Annotated in this window: 15 protein-coding genes; 7 read left to right on the top strand and 8 right to left on the bottom strand. The window is 68.8% G+C overall.

Annotated elements, in window-relative coordinates; genetic code table 11:
* Positions 1-11: 11 nt before the first annotated feature.
* Together purD and ACFX43_RS17140 are read left to right on the top strand one after the other, a co-directional pair.
* Complete coding sequence (purD, locus tag ACFX43_RS17135; RefSeq protein WP_378830274.1) at positions 12-1,298, top strand: phosphoribosylamine--glycine ligase; 1,287 nt, start codon at positions 12-14, stop codon at positions 1,296-1,298.
* Positions 1,299-1,320: 22 nt separating this feature from the next.
* Positions 1,321-1,599: a hypothetical protein gene (locus ACFX43_RS17140; protein ID WP_378830278.1), complete on the top strand. Its 279-nt coding sequence runs from the start codon at positions 1,321-1,323 to the stop codon at positions 1,597-1,599.
* A gap of 41 nt (positions 1,600-1,640) precedes the next feature.
* Here the strand turns inward: ACFX43_RS17140 and ACFX43_RS17145 are convergent, their stop codons facing one another.
* From ACFX43_RS17145 to ACFX43_RS17160, 4 genes are all read right to left on the bottom strand, one after another.
* Positions 1,641-2,939 carry an adenylosuccinate synthase gene (locus ACFX43_RS17145; RefSeq protein WP_378830282.1) on the bottom strand — a complete coding sequence of 433 codons (1,299 nt, stop codon included), beginning with the start codon at positions 2,937-2,939 and terminating at the stop codon, positions 1,641-1,643.
* 171 nt (positions 2,940-3,110) lie between these two features.
* A complete protein-coding gene (locus ACFX43_RS17150) occupies positions 3,111-4,091 on the bottom strand; it encodes a helix-turn-helix domain-containing protein (protein WP_378830285.1) in 981 nt (326 codons plus the stop codon).
* Positions 4,092-4,118: 27 nt separating this feature from the next.
* Positions 4,119-5,621, bottom strand: a complete 1,503-nt coding sequence (lysS, locus tag ACFX43_RS17155) for a lysine--tRNA ligase (protein ID WP_378830289.1) — start codon at positions 5,619-5,621, stop codon at positions 4,119-4,121.
* 45 nt (positions 5,622-5,666) lie between these two features.
* Positions 5,667-6,080 carry a DUF3151 domain-containing protein gene (locus ACFX43_RS17160; protein WP_350844192.1) on the bottom strand — a complete coding sequence of 138 codons (414 nt, stop codon included), beginning with the start codon at positions 6,078-6,080 and terminating at the stop codon, positions 5,667-5,669.
* An 87-nt stretch (positions 6,081-6,167) separates the two neighbouring features.
* Between ACFX43_RS17160 and ACFX43_RS17165 the strand changes: the two genes are divergently transcribed.
* Entirely contained in the window at positions 6,168-7,646 is a 1,479-nt protein-coding gene (locus ACFX43_RS17165) for a DHA2 family efflux MFS transporter permease subunit (protein WP_378830297.1), read from the top strand.
* On the opposite strand, the gene ACFX43_RS17170 is transcribed toward ACFX43_RS17165, so the two are convergent.
* The 4 genes from ACFX43_RS17170 to fbaA form a co-directional block, all read right to left on the bottom strand.
* The gene (locus ACFX43_RS17170) at positions 7,638-8,297 is read right to left on the bottom strand and encodes a cache domain-containing protein (RefSeq protein ID WP_378830300.1); all 660 of its coding nucleotides are present in this window, start codon (positions 8,295-8,297) and stop codon (positions 7,638-7,640) included. The genes ACFX43_RS17165 and ACFX43_RS17170 overlap by 9 nt on opposite strands.
* Positions 8,294-9,016: a GntR family transcriptional regulator gene (locus ACFX43_RS17175; RefSeq protein WP_350661264.1), complete on the bottom strand. Its 723-nt coding sequence runs from the start codon at positions 9,014-9,016 to the stop codon at positions 8,294-8,296. The genes ACFX43_RS17170 and ACFX43_RS17175 overlap by 4 nt, the downstream gene beginning before the upstream one ends.
* A 367-nt stretch (positions 9,017-9,383) precedes the next feature.
* Positions 9,384-11,087 (bottom strand): fibronectin type III domain-containing protein, encoded by a 1,704-nt coding sequence (locus tag ACFX43_RS17180; RefSeq protein WP_378830303.1) that lies wholly within the window; start codon positions 11,085-11,087, stop codon positions 9,384-9,386.
* Positions 11,088-11,351: 264 nt separating this feature from the next.
* Entirely contained in the window at positions 11,352-12,590 is a 1,239-nt protein-coding gene (gene fbaA / locus ACFX43_RS17185; protein WP_378830306.1) for a class II fructose-bisphosphate aldolase, read from the bottom strand.
* On the opposite strand from fbaA, the gene ACFX43_RS17190 reads away from it, so the two are divergent.
* The 4 genes from ACFX43_RS17190 (at position 12,537) to ACFX43_RS17205 (ending at position 15,766) form a co-directional block, all read left to right on the top strand.
* Entirely contained in the window at positions 12,537-13,661 is a 1,125-nt protein-coding gene (locus ACFX43_RS17190) for a hypothetical protein (protein ID WP_378830308.1), read from the top strand. The two genes, fbaA and ACFX43_RS17190, sit on opposite strands and share 54 nt — an antisense overlap.
* Positions 13,658-14,149, top strand: coding sequence for a SigE family RNA polymerase sigma factor (locus ACFX43_RS17195; protein ID WP_378830311.1), 492 nt, complete (start codon positions 13,658-13,660; stop codon positions 14,147-14,149). The genes ACFX43_RS17190 and ACFX43_RS17195 overlap by 4 nt, the downstream gene beginning before the upstream one ends.
* 68 nt (positions 14,150-14,217) lie before the next feature.
* Entirely contained in the window at positions 14,218-14,781 is a 564-nt protein-coding gene (locus ACFX43_RS17200; protein WP_378830314.1) for a dihydrofolate reductase family protein, read from the top strand.
* 208 nt (positions 14,782-14,989) lie between these two features.
* On the top strand, positions 14,990-15,766 hold the full coding sequence (locus ACFX43_RS17205; RefSeq protein ID WP_378830318.1) for a septum formation family protein: 777 nt from the start codon (positions 14,990-14,992) through the stop codon (positions 15,764-15,766).
* Positions 15,767-15,778 lie beyond the last annotated feature (12 nt).

Below are 15,778 nucleotides of genomic sequence, written 5' to 3' on the forward strand. Positions count from 1 at the left end.
AAGGTGGCCACGTGAAGATCCTCGTCGTCGGCACCGGTGGTCGTGAGCACGCGCTCGCTCTGAAGCTCTCCCAGGAAGGTAACGAGGTGTACGCCGCGCCCGGGAACCCCGGGATCGCGGAGTTCGCCACGCTCCGGGACGTTGACATCATGTCCGGTCCCGCGATCGCCTCCCTGGCCGGCGAGCTGGGCGCCGATCTGGTCGTCGTCGGACCCGAGGCGCCGCTGGTGGCCGGGGTGGCCGACGCGGTCCGTCAGGCGGGGATCCCGGTCTTCGGACCGTCGGAGGCTGCCGCGCAGCTCGAGGGGTCGAAGGCGTTCTCCAAGGACGTGATGTCCGTGGCCGGCGTGCCGACCGCGGGCTCGCGGGTGGCGACCACCCCCGAGGAAGCCGCCGCCGCGCTTGACGAGTTCGGCGCTCCGTACGTCGTCAAGGACGATGCTCTGGCCGCGGGCAAGGGCGTCGTCGTGACGCGTGACCGCGAGGAGGCGCTGGCCCACGCGGCCGCATGCGAACGGGTCGTCATCGAGGAGTTCCTCGACGGCCCCGAGGTCTCGCTGTTCGCGATCTGCGACGGGACGAGGGCCTACGCGCTGCAGCCGGCGCAGGACTTCAAGCGGATCTTCGACGGCGGCAAGGGCGGCAACACCGGCGGGATGGGTGCCTACTCGCCGCTGCCGTGGGCGCAGCCGGACCTGGCCGACGTCGTGCTGACGACTGTCGTCCAGCCGACCCTGGTCGAGATGGAGAAGCGCGGCGCTCCGTTCGTCGGGTGTCTCTACGTCGGGCTCTCGCTGACCGCCAAGGGGCCGAAGGTGATCGAGTTCAACTGCCGGTTCGGTGACCCCGACATCCAGCCGGTCCTCGCTCTTCTGGAGTCCTCCCTCGGCGACCTGCTCCTCGCGGCGGCCACGGGCGCGCTGGACACCGTCGAGGCGCCGACCTTCTCCGACGGTGCCTCGGTGACGGTCGTGCTGGCCTCGGCCGGCTACCCGGAGTCGTCCTCGAAGGGCGACGTCATCACCGGCGCCGGCAACGCCAACTCGATCAACGACGTGGACGTGATCCACGCCGGCACAGCGATCGTCGACGCCTCCACTCCCGAGGAGCCCGACCACCGCCACCTGGTCACCGCGGGTGGGCGTGTGCTGGCGGTCCGCGCGAAGGGCTACGACATCGACGACGCGCGCTCGCGGGCGTACGCCGCTGCCGACCTCGTCAGCTTCGACGGTCTCCAGCGGCGCTCCGACATCGCCGCCGAGCCGCTCGGCGTCGTCGAGGGCGCCTCGCTGCTTTGAGCATCGGCGTAGTCTGCCGAACATGACCTGGGTCGTGTTCGGCGTCGCCGTCGTTGTCGTGCTCGGCCTGATCATCACGGCCTGCAACAAGGCCCTGCGCTCCTCGCGCCGCGGCGTCTCCTCCGGGATCGGCGACGGCCTCGGCAACTTCATCGACGTCTTCGACCCGGGCAACGCCCGCGCCGCGCGCGACCTCAAGGAGCAGGACAACATCGGTCACGTGGTCCCCTCGCCCGACGGCGACGACCCGCCACACGGGGTCGACCTGAAGGCCGGACGGGTCACCATCCGTCGTTCATGACAGGCTGAGAGTGACCGATCGGCCACTCTCAGCCCACCACGTCAGGTCAGCGAGTTGATGATGACGGTCTCGTCGCGGGCCGGGCCGACGCCGATGACCGACATCGGGGCGCCGGAGATCTCCTCGACGTACTTCACGTACGCCTGAGCGTTGGCCGGGAGGTCGTCGAACGACCGCGCGCCCGAGATGTCTTCCTTCCAGCCCGGCAGCATCTCGAAGATGGGCTTGGCGTGGTGGAAGTCGGACTGGTTGACCGGCATCTCGTCGTGGCGGACACCGTCGACGTCGTACGCCACGCACACCGGGATCTCCTCGAGCCCGTCGAGCACGTCGAGCTTGGTGAGGACGAAGTCGGTGACGCCGTTGACGCGGGCGGCGTAGCGGGCGATGACCGCGTCGTACCAACCACAGCGACGCGGGCGTCCGGTGGTGGTGCCGAACTCGTGGCCGTTGTCGCGCAGGTAGTCGCCGGACGCGTCGAAGAGCTCGGTCGGGAACGGCCCCTCGCCCACGCGGGTGGTGTAGGCCTTCACGATCGCGACGACGCGGTCGATCCGGGTCGGCGGGATCCCGGAGCCGGTGCATGCGCCGCCCGAGGTGGCGTTGGACGAGGTCACGAACGGGTAGGTGCCGTGGTCGACGTCGAGCAGGGTCGCCTGGCCGCCCTCGAGCAGCACGGTCTCGCCCCGGTCGAGCGCCTGGTTGAGCAGCAGGCCGGTGTCGCAGACCATCGGCGCGATCCGGTCCGCGTAGGACAGCAGATCCTCGACGACCGCGTCGACGGTGAAGCCACGACGGTTGTAGACCTTGGAGAGCAGCTGGTTCTTCAGCTCCAGGGCGCCCTCGACCTTGCCCCGCAGGATCGACTCGTCGAAGAGGTCCTGGACGCGGATGCCGATGCGGTTGACCTTGTCGGCGTAGGTCGGGCCGATCCCGCGGCCGGTGGTGCCGATCTTGCGCGAGCCCAGGAAGCGCTCGGTGACCTTGTCGAGCTGGCGGTTGTAGTCGGCGATGACGTGAGCGCTGGCCGACAGCTTCAGCTTGGAGATGTCGACGCCGCGCGCTTCCAGACCGGTCAGCTCCTCGAAGAGAACCGCGAGGTCGACGACCACGCCGTTGCCGATCACCGGCGTCACGCCGGCAGTCAGGATGCCGCTGGGCAGGAGGTGGAGGGCGTACTTCTCGCTCTGCCCGTCTTCTTGGCGAATCACCACCGTGTGGCCGGCGTTGTTGCCGCCGTTGAACTTGACGACGTAGTCGACGTGCTCACCGAGCAGGTCGGTCGCCTTGCCCTTGCCTTCGTCGCCCCATTGGGCACCGATGATCGTGATCGCGGGCATGTGTGTCGCTCCTTCGCTCCGGACGGAGTCCCTCCGCCGTGCGGCGGCTGCTCAACGCACCAATATCTAGTGTGTTCTGGATCCACCTACGCTGGACCCATCTAGAACGCAAAAAACCCTGGCAAGACCAGGGCTCTTGCGACCACACGCTAGCAAATTCAGGCGCGTACGTCACAGCCAGGCTCGCCGGGCGGCCTCCACACCCGCCTCGAACCGTGAGGTCGCCCCGAGCTCCTCGAGCAGTTCGGCGACCCGTCGCCGGACCGTACGCAGCGAGACCCCCAGCCTCCGGGCGATCTGCTCGTCCTGGGCACCGCTGGCCAGCTCGGCGAGCAGCAGGCGGCGCTCGGCGCTCGGCAGGTCCTCGAGCTCGGCCGCCGGGAGGGCGCGGCGCCACAGCTCCTCGAAGTAGCTGGTGACCACCTCGACGATGCCCCGCTGGCGTACGTTGATCATCGGCTGCTCCACCGGGCCGAGCGGGTCCGGGAACATCGCGTGCGTGCTGCCGACCACCATCAGGTGGGTGCCGACGCGCGGCAGGATCCGGATCTCCTCACCGATCTCGACCCGCATCCGCAGCACGTCGGGTGCCTGCTTCAGAGCCGCCACCGGATAGATGCCACGGCACCGGCGGCCCGACTTGATCGTGGACTCGATGACCGAGATGAACCGCATCTCCGAGGGGTGGACGGTCACCGCCGGGCGCAGCCACATCATGTCGCCGGAGGTGGCCGAGACCAGCCGCTCGAAGGTCTCCGGCGTGAACTCGGTCGCGATCACCTCGCCCTCGATCGGGTGCTCCTCGCCGATCTGGGCCGGGAGGCGCGCGGCGGTGCCTGCGACGTACGGGACCGACTGGGAGATCTTCAGCAGATGGTCGTGGGCGTCCTGAGCCCTGGTCGCGGCCCGCTCCAACATGTGGGCGACCACCGCTGTCGGGCTGAGCACGGTCAACGTCTCACCGCAGCTGATGACTCCGCTCTCGATCAGTGGCTCGGCCTCCTCCTTCAGCTCGCCCTCGGAGGTGGACAGCGTCGCCGCCACCACCATGCACGGCCACCCGGTGAGCGGAAGGAGGCGGCTGTAGAGCTGTGCCGCGCCCGGGTCGAACCCGAGCGCGGTCATCAACGTCTCCGACTGGCCGTTCTCCATACCTGGCACTCTAATGCCAGGTAGTTGTCAGGCCTCCGGCTTGAGCAGCGGGAAGAGGATCGTTTCGCGGATCCCGGCGCCGGTGAAGAGCATGATCGCCCGGTCCAGGCCGAGGCCGAGGCCACCCATCGGCGGGGCGCCGTACTCCAGCGCCCGCAGGAAGTCCTCGTCGAGCTGCATCGCCTCGACGTCGCCGCCGGCGGCGAGGACGGACTGGGCGGTGAGCACCTCGCGCTGCACGACCGGGTCGATCAGCTCGGTGAACCCGGTGCCGCGCTCGACACCGCCGATGATCAGGTCCCAGGCGAGCACCTTGCCCGGCTCCTCGTCGTTGATCCGAGCCAGCGGCTGGGCGATCGCAGGGAAGTCGCACAGGAAGGTCGGCTGGATCAGGTGGGGCTCCACGAGCTCGCCGCACAGCTCCATGACGATCTTGGCCGCATCCCAGGCCGGGTCGAGCTCGACGTCGTGCTTGTCGGCGAGCGCCTTCAGCGTCTCGATATCGGTGTCGGGGGTGACCTCGACACCGACCGCCTCGGAGACGCCCTCGTAGACCGGCAGCCACTTCCACTCACCGTCGAGGTCGATGACGCCGGCGTCCGTCTCCACCTGGCGCGAGCCGACCGCGTCGGCGGCGGCGAGGTACATCTGCCGCATCTCCTCGGCGATCGTGAACTGGTCGCCGTAGGCCTGGTAGGCCTCGATCATCGTGAACTCGGGGCTGTGCGTGGAGTCGACGCCCTCGTTGCGGAAGATCCGGCCGATCTCGTAGACCTTGTCGATCCCGCCGACGATCGCCTTCTTGAGGTTGAGCTCGAGCGCGATGCGCAGCGTCATCGGCTGGTCGAACGCGTTCATGTGGGTCTTGAAGGGCCGCGCGTGCGCACCACCGTGGATGAGCTGCAGGACCGGCGTCTCGACCTCGAGGTAGCCGTCGTCCTCGAGACGGCGGCGGATCGCCTGGGTGATCTTCGCGCGCGTACGCACCATGTCGCGCGCCTCCTGGCGCACGATCAGGTCGGCGTAGCGCTGCCGGACCCGGGCCTCCTCGGAGAGGTCCTTGTGGAGCACCGGCAGCGGCCGCAGCGCCTTGGACGCCATCTCCCAGCTCGAGGCCATGATGGAGAGCTCGCCGCGCCGCGAGGAGATCACCCGGCCGGTGACGGCGACGTGATCACCGAGGTCGACCAGGCTCTTCCACTCCGCGAGCGACTCCTCCCCCACCTCGGCGAGCGAGAGCATCACCTGGAGGCGGGTGCCGATGCCCTCCTGCAGCGTCGCGAACGCGAGCTTGCCGGTGTTGCGGACGAACATGACCCGACCGGCGACGGTGACCACGTCCTGGGTCTCGTCACCCGCCTCGAGCTTGTCCTCGTAGGCCTCGCGCACCTCGGCGAGCGTGTGGGTGCGGCCGACCCCGATGGCGTACGCCTTCTTGCCCTCGGCCAGCAGGCGCTCACGCTTCTCGCGCCGAACGATCATCTGCTCGTTCAGGTCAGGCTCGGGCGCGTTGGTGGTCTGCTCAGTCACAGGGCAAGGCTAGGCGAAATCGCTGGTCCTACGCGATTCGGTAGTTCACCCCAGAAGCGTGTCGTACGCCGTCGGGCTGCTGTCGCGCAGGAACTCGCTGCAGCGCTCCCACTCCTCGGTCTCGCCGATCGCCTTGGCCTGCTCGGCGAGCAGGGCGAGGCTGGTCAGGAAGCCGCGGTTGGGCTCGTGCTCCCACGGCACCGGGCCGTGGCCCTTCCAGCCGTTGCGGCGCAGCATGTCGAGCGAGCGGTGGTAGCCGACGCGGGCGTAGGCGTAGATGGTCACGTCCTCGGCGCCGGCCTCCTTGGCGGCCGTGGCGAGCGCGGCCCAGGCAGAGGGCGAGGCCGGGTGGCGGCGGACGACCTCGGCGGGGTCGGTGCCGGCGGCCAGCTCGTCGGTCGCGGGGTCGGCGGGGAGGTGGGTCGGCGGCGGTCCGGCCATCAGGTCCTGGTGGGTCATACGCACCATTGTGCCCGCAGCCACCGAGCGTCTATCCCGGGGCAGACCGATCAGGGAGATGTCGGCGCGCGGGTGTTGACTGTGGCCATGACCCAGCCCGTGACGCAGACGCCCGTAGCGCAGACGACCGAGCACCCGTGGCGGGCGCTGTTCGCGCTGTGCATCGGCTTCTTCATGCTGTTGGTCGACATGACGATCGTGACCGTCGCGACGCCGGACATCATGGCCGAGCTCGACGCGAGCGCCAACGCGGTGCTGTGGGTGACCAGCGCCTATCTGCTCGCCTACGCCGTGCCGGTCCTGATCATGGGCAGGCTCGGTGACCGCTTCGGGCCCAAGTGGGTCTACATCGCCGGCCTGGCCGTCTTCACGGCCTCGTCGCTGTGGTGCGGGCTCGCCGGAAGCATCGAGTCGCTGGTGGCCGCCCGGGCGGTGCAGGGTCTCGGCGCGGCGATGATGACGCCGCAGACGATGGCGACCATCACCCGGATCTTCCCTGCGGAGCGGCGTGGCTCGGCGATGGCGCTGTGGGGCGCGACGGCGGGCATCGCGACGCTCGTCGGCCCGCTCGCGGGCGGGGCGCTGGTCGCGGTCGGCGGCTGGGAGTGGATCTTCTTCGTCAACGTGCCGATCGGCATCATCGCGATCGTCCTCAACTGGCTGATGGTTCCCGCGCTGGAAACCCACTCGCACGTCTTCGACTGGCTCGGCGTGGCGCTCAGCGGCGTCGGCATGTTCTGCGTGGTCTTCGGCCTGCAGAACGGCGAGCAGCGCGGCTGGGACGCCGTCACCTGGGCGCTCGTCGCCGGCGGCGTCGCTATCATGGCGCTCTTCGTCTGGTGGCAGGCGCGCAACCGCAAGGAGCCGTTGGTGCCGCTGTCCATCTTCACGGACCGCAACTTCTCCGTGTCCAGCCTGGCGATCTCCTGCATGGGCTTCGCGGCCGTCGCGCAGGGCTTCCCGCTGATGCTCTACGCCCAGCTCGTCCGCGGCTACACCGCGCTCGAGGCTTCGTTGCTGATGGTCCCGATGGCGCTGGTCTCCCTCGTCGCCGCGCCGCTGGTCGGCCGACTGAGCGACCGGATGCATCCGCGGCTGCTGACCGGCGTGGCCTTCTTCCTCTGTTCCGTCTCGCTCTTCTGGCTCGCGGTGCCGATGACCGTCGACTCCCAGCTGTGGCAGCTGCTGGTGCCGATGGCCGTCTTCGGCCTCGGCTCGGCCGCCGTGTGGGCACCCCTCGCGGCGACCGCCACCCGCAACGTGCCGATGCGGCTGGCCGGCGCGGGCGCCGGGGTCTACAACGCCACCCGGCTGGTCGGGTCGGTGATCGGCTCCGCCGCGGTCGCCGTGCTCATCGACCTCCGCCTCAACGCCCACGGCCTCGGCGGATCGCTGGCGGGCGGCCACGAGACCGCGGCAGGCTCTTCGGTTCCGCCCGCAGTGGCCACGGAGTTCGCCGAGGCGATGTCAGAGGTGATGCTGCTGCCGGCGGTCGCGCTGGCGGTCGGCTTCGTGGCGGTGCTCTTCTTCACCACGCCGCGTCACATGGCGAAGCCGTCAGCCTAGAGCGACGGAGAGCGGCAGCCCGCGGCACGGGATCATGTCCCGGGCGGTGGTGAGCGGGGCGCCGGTGGCCAGCTGCGGGTCGGCGGAGACGATCGCCTTGCCGTGACCGTTGACCAGCGTCGCGCCGGCCTCGCGCAGCCCGGGCAGCAGCATCGTCTCGAGCGTCTCGACCAAGGTGTCGGCCCCGGCGACGCCGACCATGCGGCCCCCGGCGTAGACCGGCATCGTCGTGGTCATGACGTACTCGTCGGTGCAGACGAAGTCGACGTACGGCCCGACGAGGGTCAGCTCCCCCGTGCGCTCCGGGGTGCGGTACCAGGGCTGGCGGGTGTAGTCGATCGCCTCTCCGGTGCCCGGCGCATCGGCCTCACCGAGGAAGTCACGCTCCTCGCCCTGCCACCAGACGAGATAGAGCCGGCGGTCGCTGAGCACGCCCGGGGCCACGACGAAGCCGCCCCCGATGAGGTTGGGGTTGCGCAGGAACTCCAACGAGCCGGGCTCGAGCCGCTCCCGCAGGGATGCAGTGGTGACCGGGCCGACCTCGAAGAGGGCGGCCACCTCGTCGCGTACGCGCTCGAGCTCGGTCACGATCGGCCCGAAATGCTGCTCGACCTGAGCCACACAGTCGATGGGAGTCATCGTCTTCGTCATCGTCGCACCGCCTCATGGATCTCGGCCAAGCGTTCAAGGGAGTGGGCGACGTGCTCGCGTACGCTCTCCCGTGCGCGGACAGCATCTCCTGCTGCGAGGGCTTCGACAAGCTCCTGGTGGCGGGTCGCCGTGGCCTCCCGGAAGCCCGGCTCGTTGAGCGGGATCCGGAGCAGCGCGCCGAAGTCGGCCTCCTGGCGCACCACCTCGCGAGTCATCCGGGCCGACTGGGTCAACGCGGCCACCGACAGGTAGAGCTCGCTGTCGGCGCTGCGCCAGCGGGCCACGTCGCTGACGTTGAGCGGGATCAGCAGGTCGCGCAGGTCCTCGACCTCGTCAGGGTCCGTACGCTCCGCCGCGATCTCCGCACAACCGGTGAGCACCACCAGGTAGACCGTGGCCCGGTCGCGCAGCTCGACCCGCGACATCGACGCGAGCCGGTCCTCGACGAGGTCGCCGCTCTCGGGGGCACGTACGAACGAGCCACCGCCCCGCCCCCGGGTCGTCACCACCAGGCCCTTGGCGCGCAGTGCGACCAGTGCCTCGCGTGCGGTGACCGTCGCGACACCGAGCATCTGGGCGAGCTCGGGCTCGCTCGGGAGCCGCTCGCCGTGTGCGAGCACGCCGGAGCGGATCGCCTCCGCGAGCCGGTTCTCGACGCGCGCAGCCCGGCCCTCGTCGCCGATCGGGGCGAAGATGGCCGCGCGAGCTCGGGAGGTCATCACACGCACACCGAAATCGTAATGTATGGATCTAGATGATTCGGCCCCCAGATCTGTTCGAATCTGTTCGAATGCGCACAGGAACTTCATGAATTTCGTCTTAACCATCTGGATCCATGGGCGTTTCTATGCCTAACCTGAGCGCATGACTGACGCACACTGGTGTCGGTCACCCAAGATCGTCGGATGTCCAGGGCTTGTGGGGGGCGCTGGGCATCCGACTCCTTGGTTTTCGGGCGTCTGTGCGGATGAATGCAGACCGAGTTACCTCGGGTGAGCATCAAGCGGGCTCGCGACTGTCTACGCATACGAACAGGGCGGGGAGAGCCTCTCGGCTCTCCCCGCCCTGTTTCTCGGCGTGTGTCGGCTAGAACACCGCGGCCACGGCGCTGGTCAGCGCGTCACCGATGTTGTCCAGCAGGCCACCCTCGTCCTCCTCGGCGGGAGCTTCCTCGGTCGCCTCCTCAGCTGGCTCCTCGGTCGTCGGCCGCGCGGCCGGGGACTCCGACTCGCTCGGCGTCGCCTCCGGCTCGGCCGGCTCCTCAGCAGGAGCCTCAGCGGTGTCCTCGCCGCCCGGGAGGATGTCATCCAGACCCGGCAGCAGCGGCGAGTCCTCCTCGGCCGGCTGCTCCTCGGCAGGAGCGTCCTCGCCCGGAGCCTCCACGTCCGGAGCGCCGGACGGAACCGGGCTCTCGCCCGGGGCGTCGGACTTGTCCGCGCCCGGGGTGTTCGAGCGGAGCGCGCTGTTGCCCTTGAGCTCCCTCGCCTCGCTGCCGTCGGAGTTCACCGTGAGCTTACGGCTGGGGGCCGACTCATTGCCGTCACCGTCGATCGCCGTCACCGTGACCTCGGCCGTGTCCCACAACAGGACGCAGGTCGCCCGGAAGGTGGTCTCACCGGTGACCGTGCCACCGAAGCACAGTCCGCCGTTGACGCTGATCCGGTAGTCGATCTCCGCGGCCGGCGTGACGCCGTCCTCATCCTGCGACGGGTTCCACTTGAGGTCGAAACCGAGCGGACCCTCGTTGCTCGCGTCGAGACCGGTCGGGACCGTCGGCGCGATCTTCGTGGTCGTGCCCGAGACCCCGGCGGATCGCGCGGACTCGTTGCCGGCACCGTCCACAGCCTGCACGGAGTAGGTGTACTCCGTGCCAGCCTTCAGGCCGGTGTCCTCGAAGGAGGTGTTGTTGCCGGCCGCGATGAGCTCGCCGTCGCGGTAGAGGTTGTAGGAGACGTCGCCGACGCCGTTCTCGTTGTCCTCGGAGTCGGACCAGCTCACGTTGAGCGTGCTGTCGCTCGGGTCGCCCTCTTCAACGGTCAGGTCCGCAGGCACCTCGGGCGCCGTCACGTCCATGACGCAGTCGACCTCGTTGCTGTCCTCGGACTCGTTGCCCGCCTTGTCGGTCGCGGTGACCCAGAACGTGTAGGTCTCCCCGGCCCGAAGGTCGTTGAAGGTCGCCGAGGTCCGGTCGGTGTCACCCGGGTCGCCGGCGTTGGGCCGCGACGTCACCGTGTAGTGGGAGATCCCGCTCTTGTCCTGCGCCGCCGACCAGTCGATGGTCACGGCGGTGTTGCTCAAGACCTTGCAGTTGGCGACCGTCACCGGGTCGGGAGCGGTTTCGTCTTCCTCGCCCGGCTCCTCGCCGTCGTCACACTGTGGCAGCCACGGGAACAGCTCACACTCGGTGGGCTCCTCTGTCGGCGGGGTCGTCGGCGGAGTGGTCGGCGGGGTGGTCGGCGGGGTCGGCTCCTGGCACTGGGTCAGGTCAGGGCGGATCTCGCAGATGTCCACACCGGCGCCCGGCGGACGAGTGTCCTCACAGGCGCTCGGGTCGAGCTCACAGGTGGGCGTGCTGCCCGACGGGACGTTGCCCGCGGGGATGAAGGTCACACCGGTGTTCGCAGCCGGGACGATGTCGTCATCGACGACCTCCGGCTCGTCGGAGTCCTTCTCCGACGGCTTGTCGTCGGGCTCGAGAGTGTCAGGATCGCTGGGGAGCGAGGACTCCCCCGTTGTCGGATCCTTCGTCGGCGAGCTCTCCGGGTCGCTGTTTACGGTGCAAGAGAACAAGACGAGAAGCAGGATCAGAATGATCGCGCCTATGACGATCCCGCCGATTGTGCGGTTTCGCGCAGTGGTTTCCATACCGAGGATGTCCCTCCCAAGATCAACGCCGAAGGGACGGTTCGACCTTGTTACCCGAGGGTCGCCGTCCAGCTAGGGCATTGAATCGCTTTACCAATGACCGGCACAACGACATAAGCCCGAGTTTGCTATGCCGTGTGCCACAACGTTTTCCGAACCGGGACCATTGGCCCATCCCCGGCGTGTCGCTCAGCCGATGGAATTGCCCGCAGAACCGAGATGCTGGGCACCCTCGACGACCCGAGCGGCCATACCGGCCTCAGCGAGCTTGCCCCACGCGCGAGGATCGTACGCCTTCTTGTTTCCGACCTCGCCGTCGACCTTCAGAACGCCGTCGTAGTTGGCGAGCATGTGGCCGGCGACCGCGCGGGTGTAGGCGTACTGGGTGTCGGTGTCGATGTTCATCTTGACCACGCCGTAGGAGACCGCCTCGGCGATCTCCTCGGCGCTCGAGCCGGAGCCGCCGTGGAAGACGAGGTCGAACGGCTTCGAACCGGAGGGCAGGCCGAGCTTGGCGACGACAGCGTCCTGGGCGTCGCGCAGGATCGCGGGACGGAGCTTGACGTTGCCCGGCTTGTAGACACCGTGCACGTTGCCGAAGGTGAGCGCGGTCAGGTAGCCCTCGACGCCCAGCGCGTCGGCGGTCGCGATGGCGTCCTCGGGGGTCGAGTAGAGCTTGTCGTCGATCGCTCCGACGATGCCGTCCTCCTCGCCACCGACCACGCCGACCTCGATCTCGAGCACGATGTGGGCGGCCTTGGCCTTTGCCAGCAGCTCCTCGGCGATCTGCAGGTTCTCGGCCAGCGGCACCGCGGAGCCGTCCCACATGTGGCTCTGGAACAGCGGCGCCTCACCGCGCTGGACGCGCTCTGCGGAGAGCTCGAGGAGGGGACGTACGAAGCCGTCGAGCTTGTCCTTGGGGCAGTGGTCGGTGTGGAGCGCGATGTTGACGTCGTAGGACTTGGCGACCTCGGTCGCGTACGCGGCGAAGGCCACCGAGCCGGTCACCATGTTCTTGACCGTGGGGCCGGAGAGGTATTCCGCGCCGCCCGTGGAGATCTGGATGATGCCGTCCGAGCCGGCCTCCGCGAAGCCGGCCAGTGCCGCGTTGAGCGTCTGCGACGAGGAGACGTTGATCGCGGGGAAGGCGAAACCCTTCTCCTTCGCGGTCGCGAGCATCTCGGCGTACTTCTCGGGGGTGGCGATGGGCATCTGGAGGTTCTCCTTGAGATCCGTTGTCGACCGGTGCGCTGGTGGCCAGCGTAATGCGCCCCTGACCACCCGTTGCCAACGCTCGGAGTTGGATCGATCAAGCAGGACAACCGATCTGCCGCGAGATCCGTATCCACAGGTGAGACTGATCTTGGAGGCAACATGGACTGGCAGGAAACCCTGGAACGGGCGATCCCCCAACCCCCGCCCACGCACCCCGACCCGGCCGCGCTGCTGGCCGACGGGAAGAAGCTCGTACGCCGCCGGCGGCTCGCCGTGGTCGCCGGCACCGCCGCCGCGGTGGCCGCGGTGGTCGGGATCGGCACGGTCGTCATACCTTCTCGCGACACCGCCACGCCGAACCCGCCGATCGCGACACAGTCGACGGCCGAGGACTGGCCGCCCGAGGCGGACATCCCGTTGAGCGATCTCGCTCCGGTCGCGTACGACTTCGGGACCGGGGAGACAACGCTCCAGAAGGGCTGGACCGAGGTCGACCGGGTCGGTCCGTTCACGTCCGGAAACTCGCTGGCGGTTGCGGCGACCAACGGCGAGAAAACCATCTATGCCTACTTCGAGAGCCCGAGCGAGATCTCCTTCACCGATGCTTCCCGCACGTTGACGAAGGACTTCCAGACCTGGGCCGAGGACATCTCGCTCTACCCGCTGGAGGCCGAGTGGAGCACCGACGGCAAGCTCAGCCTCGGCGATGACGGCTGGAGGGTCGTCCGCGAGATCCCCAACCCGATGGGTTACGCGGCGCCCTGGGACTCGATCGGGGCTGTCGTCGAGCGTGACGGCCTCGAGCGGTGGATCCTCCTCCGCGGAACCCTCAGTGAGGACGGCGAGTCGTACGGGGACACCGAGACCTACGCCATCCCCGGTCAGACCATCGAGGAGTGGCTGACCGAGGCCGAGGAGGCTGACCGCCGGGACTACCGCCCCGGAGGCACCGGCTTCGAAGCGTCCCAGACCGAGGTGGTCGAGTTCGGATCCGACTCTGAGGTGATCCCGGCCAAGAGCGGGGTGACGATCGTCGAACAGGCCGCGGGTCCGGACATCTCGGAGTCCTTCTCGGACGGGACGTCGCGGACCGCGGCCGCTCGGATCACCGTCGGCGACGACGAGCAGTACGTCCTGGTCCGCGAGAAGGGCGGAACCACCCAGGCATTCTCCTACAGCTTTCTCCCGGCTCCGCGAGCCGCGGATCGTAGGCCGCTCACGCTCGACGAGTTCGCCGGGTTGGTCAAGGATCGCACTCCGACCGGAGCGGAGATGTGGCGATGAGCGCGCACGACGAGGCCTTCACCGCGTTCGTCGCGGCTCGGCGGTCGCACCTGGTGCGGGTGGCGTACGCGCTGTGCGGCGACTGGCACCGGGCGGACGACCTGGTGCAGACGGCGCTGCTGAAGCTCTACGCCGCCTGGCGCCGGGTGGAGCCGGGGTCGGAGGAGGCGTACGTCCGGACGATCCTGGTCCGCGCCCACATCGACCAGACCAGGAGACCGTGGTGGAAGCGGGAGCGCTCGGGTGAGCTGCCGGAACGGCCCGGCCCGGCGGAGCAGGTCGAGGAGCGGTCCGAACTGTTCGACGCACTCCAGGCGCTCCCGGAGATGCAGCGCAAGGTGGTCGTCCTGCGCCACTGGCTGCAGCTCTCGGTCGCCGAGACCGCGCGCGAGCTGCGGATCAGCGAGGGCACCGTCAAGAGCCACTCCTCGCGCGGGCTCACCGCGCTGCGTACCGGCCTGGAGTCGGGGGACGCCTCCCGGACCTGACCGACCAGCGGGAGACAGAGCAAGAACGGTCGGGCGGCCATGCCCCTGACGCGCCTAGCGTCAGGGGCATGCCCAAGGTCACCTACTTCACCGCAACGTCGCTGGACGGCTACATCGCCGACGAGAACAGCTCGCTGGACTGGCTCTTCGAGACGCCGCACGGCGACGACGAGACGTCCTGGGAGCGGCTGATGGCGGAGTCTGCGGCGCTGGTGATGGGCGGCACGACGTACCGCTGGATGATCGACCACGATCCGGAGATGCTGACCGGGCCGGAGAAGTGGCGGGAGTACTACGACGAGCGGCCGGTGTGGGTCTTCACGCACGCGACCGACCTGCCGGAGGTCCAGGGTACGCAGGTGCGCTTCGTGCAGGGCGACGTCAAGCCCGTCTACGACGAGATCGCGGCCACCGTCGACGGCGGGATCTGGCTCGTGGGCGGCGGGGACCTGGTCGGCCAGTTCGACGACGCCGGTCTGCTCGACGAGGTCGTCGCCGGGATCTGCCCGGTCACTCTCGGTGCCGGAGCACCACTGCTCCCCCGCCGCATCACCAGCAAGCGGATGAGCGTCATCGACGTCCTGCAGACCGGCGAGCAGGTGCAGATCCGCTATCGGATCGAGAGGCACTGAAAGCCCCCGCTGCCGCCCGGCCCCGAGGCCACGCACCCACGAAAGTGGGGCACATCCGGGCGACCCGGGAGTTAACTTTAGCGGATCCAGTTTTCGCCGAGGACACCGGGGCGTAACCGCTTTACAACCACCCGAATTGACTATGCCCCACCCCGCATCTCGCTGCGATGATTCAGCGGCCACATCCCACTCATTCGAAAGCACGATCATGTCTCGTCTTCGTGCCGGCGCGCTCGCGCCTGCGCAGAAGCCCATGACGGCTGCCCTCATCCTCGGGCTCGTCATCGGTGTCTTCTCCCTCATCGGACTCACCGCCACCAAGGCCGACGCGGCAGTGCCGCCCAAGCCCACGGTCGGCACCTGCTACAACTACGGCTGGACCGCCTACGGCGCCTGGTCCCAGACCGGCAAGAAGGTCTCGTGCAGCAGTGCCCACACCGCGAAGACCATCGCGCTGGGCACCCTCGTCGCCGGTACGACGCGCACCGAGGCGTCCCTCAGCCGCGAGGCCAACTTCTCTCACATGGCCAAGACGTGCATCCGCGCGCTCCGGGACAAGCTGGGCAGCACCTACTCGAAGCGGAACCAGTCGGCGTACACCACCGCGATCTTCGTGCCGAACGCCGAGCAGTTCAGGGCCGGCCAGCGCTGGTTCCGTTGCGACGTCGTGCTGCCGGGCAAGGACACCCTCAAGAACCTGCCGACCAACCGGGCGAAGTTCCTCGAGGGCGTATCGCTCACCCAGCGGACCCGTGGCTGCCTGAGCGGGACGTACGCCGGGCCGTACTCCTGCCTGAGCTCGCACACCTACAAGTCGATCTCCGCCTTCAAGAAGGCCGGTACGACCTACCCGACCACGGCCTCGTTCGAGCGGGCCGTCGGCGCCAACTGCCCGGCCCGGACCAGGGCTTACGGCAAGCCGAGCAAGTACGAGTGGCAGACCGGCGACCACTGGGTCGTCTGCTACGAGCGGAACACCAACTGATCCGCTGATCGG

Source organism: Nocardioides sp. YIM B13467 (assembly GCF_042788075.1).
Taxonomy (GTDB): domain Bacteria; phylum Actinomycetota; class Actinomycetes; order Propionibacteriales; family Nocardioidaceae; genus Nocardioides.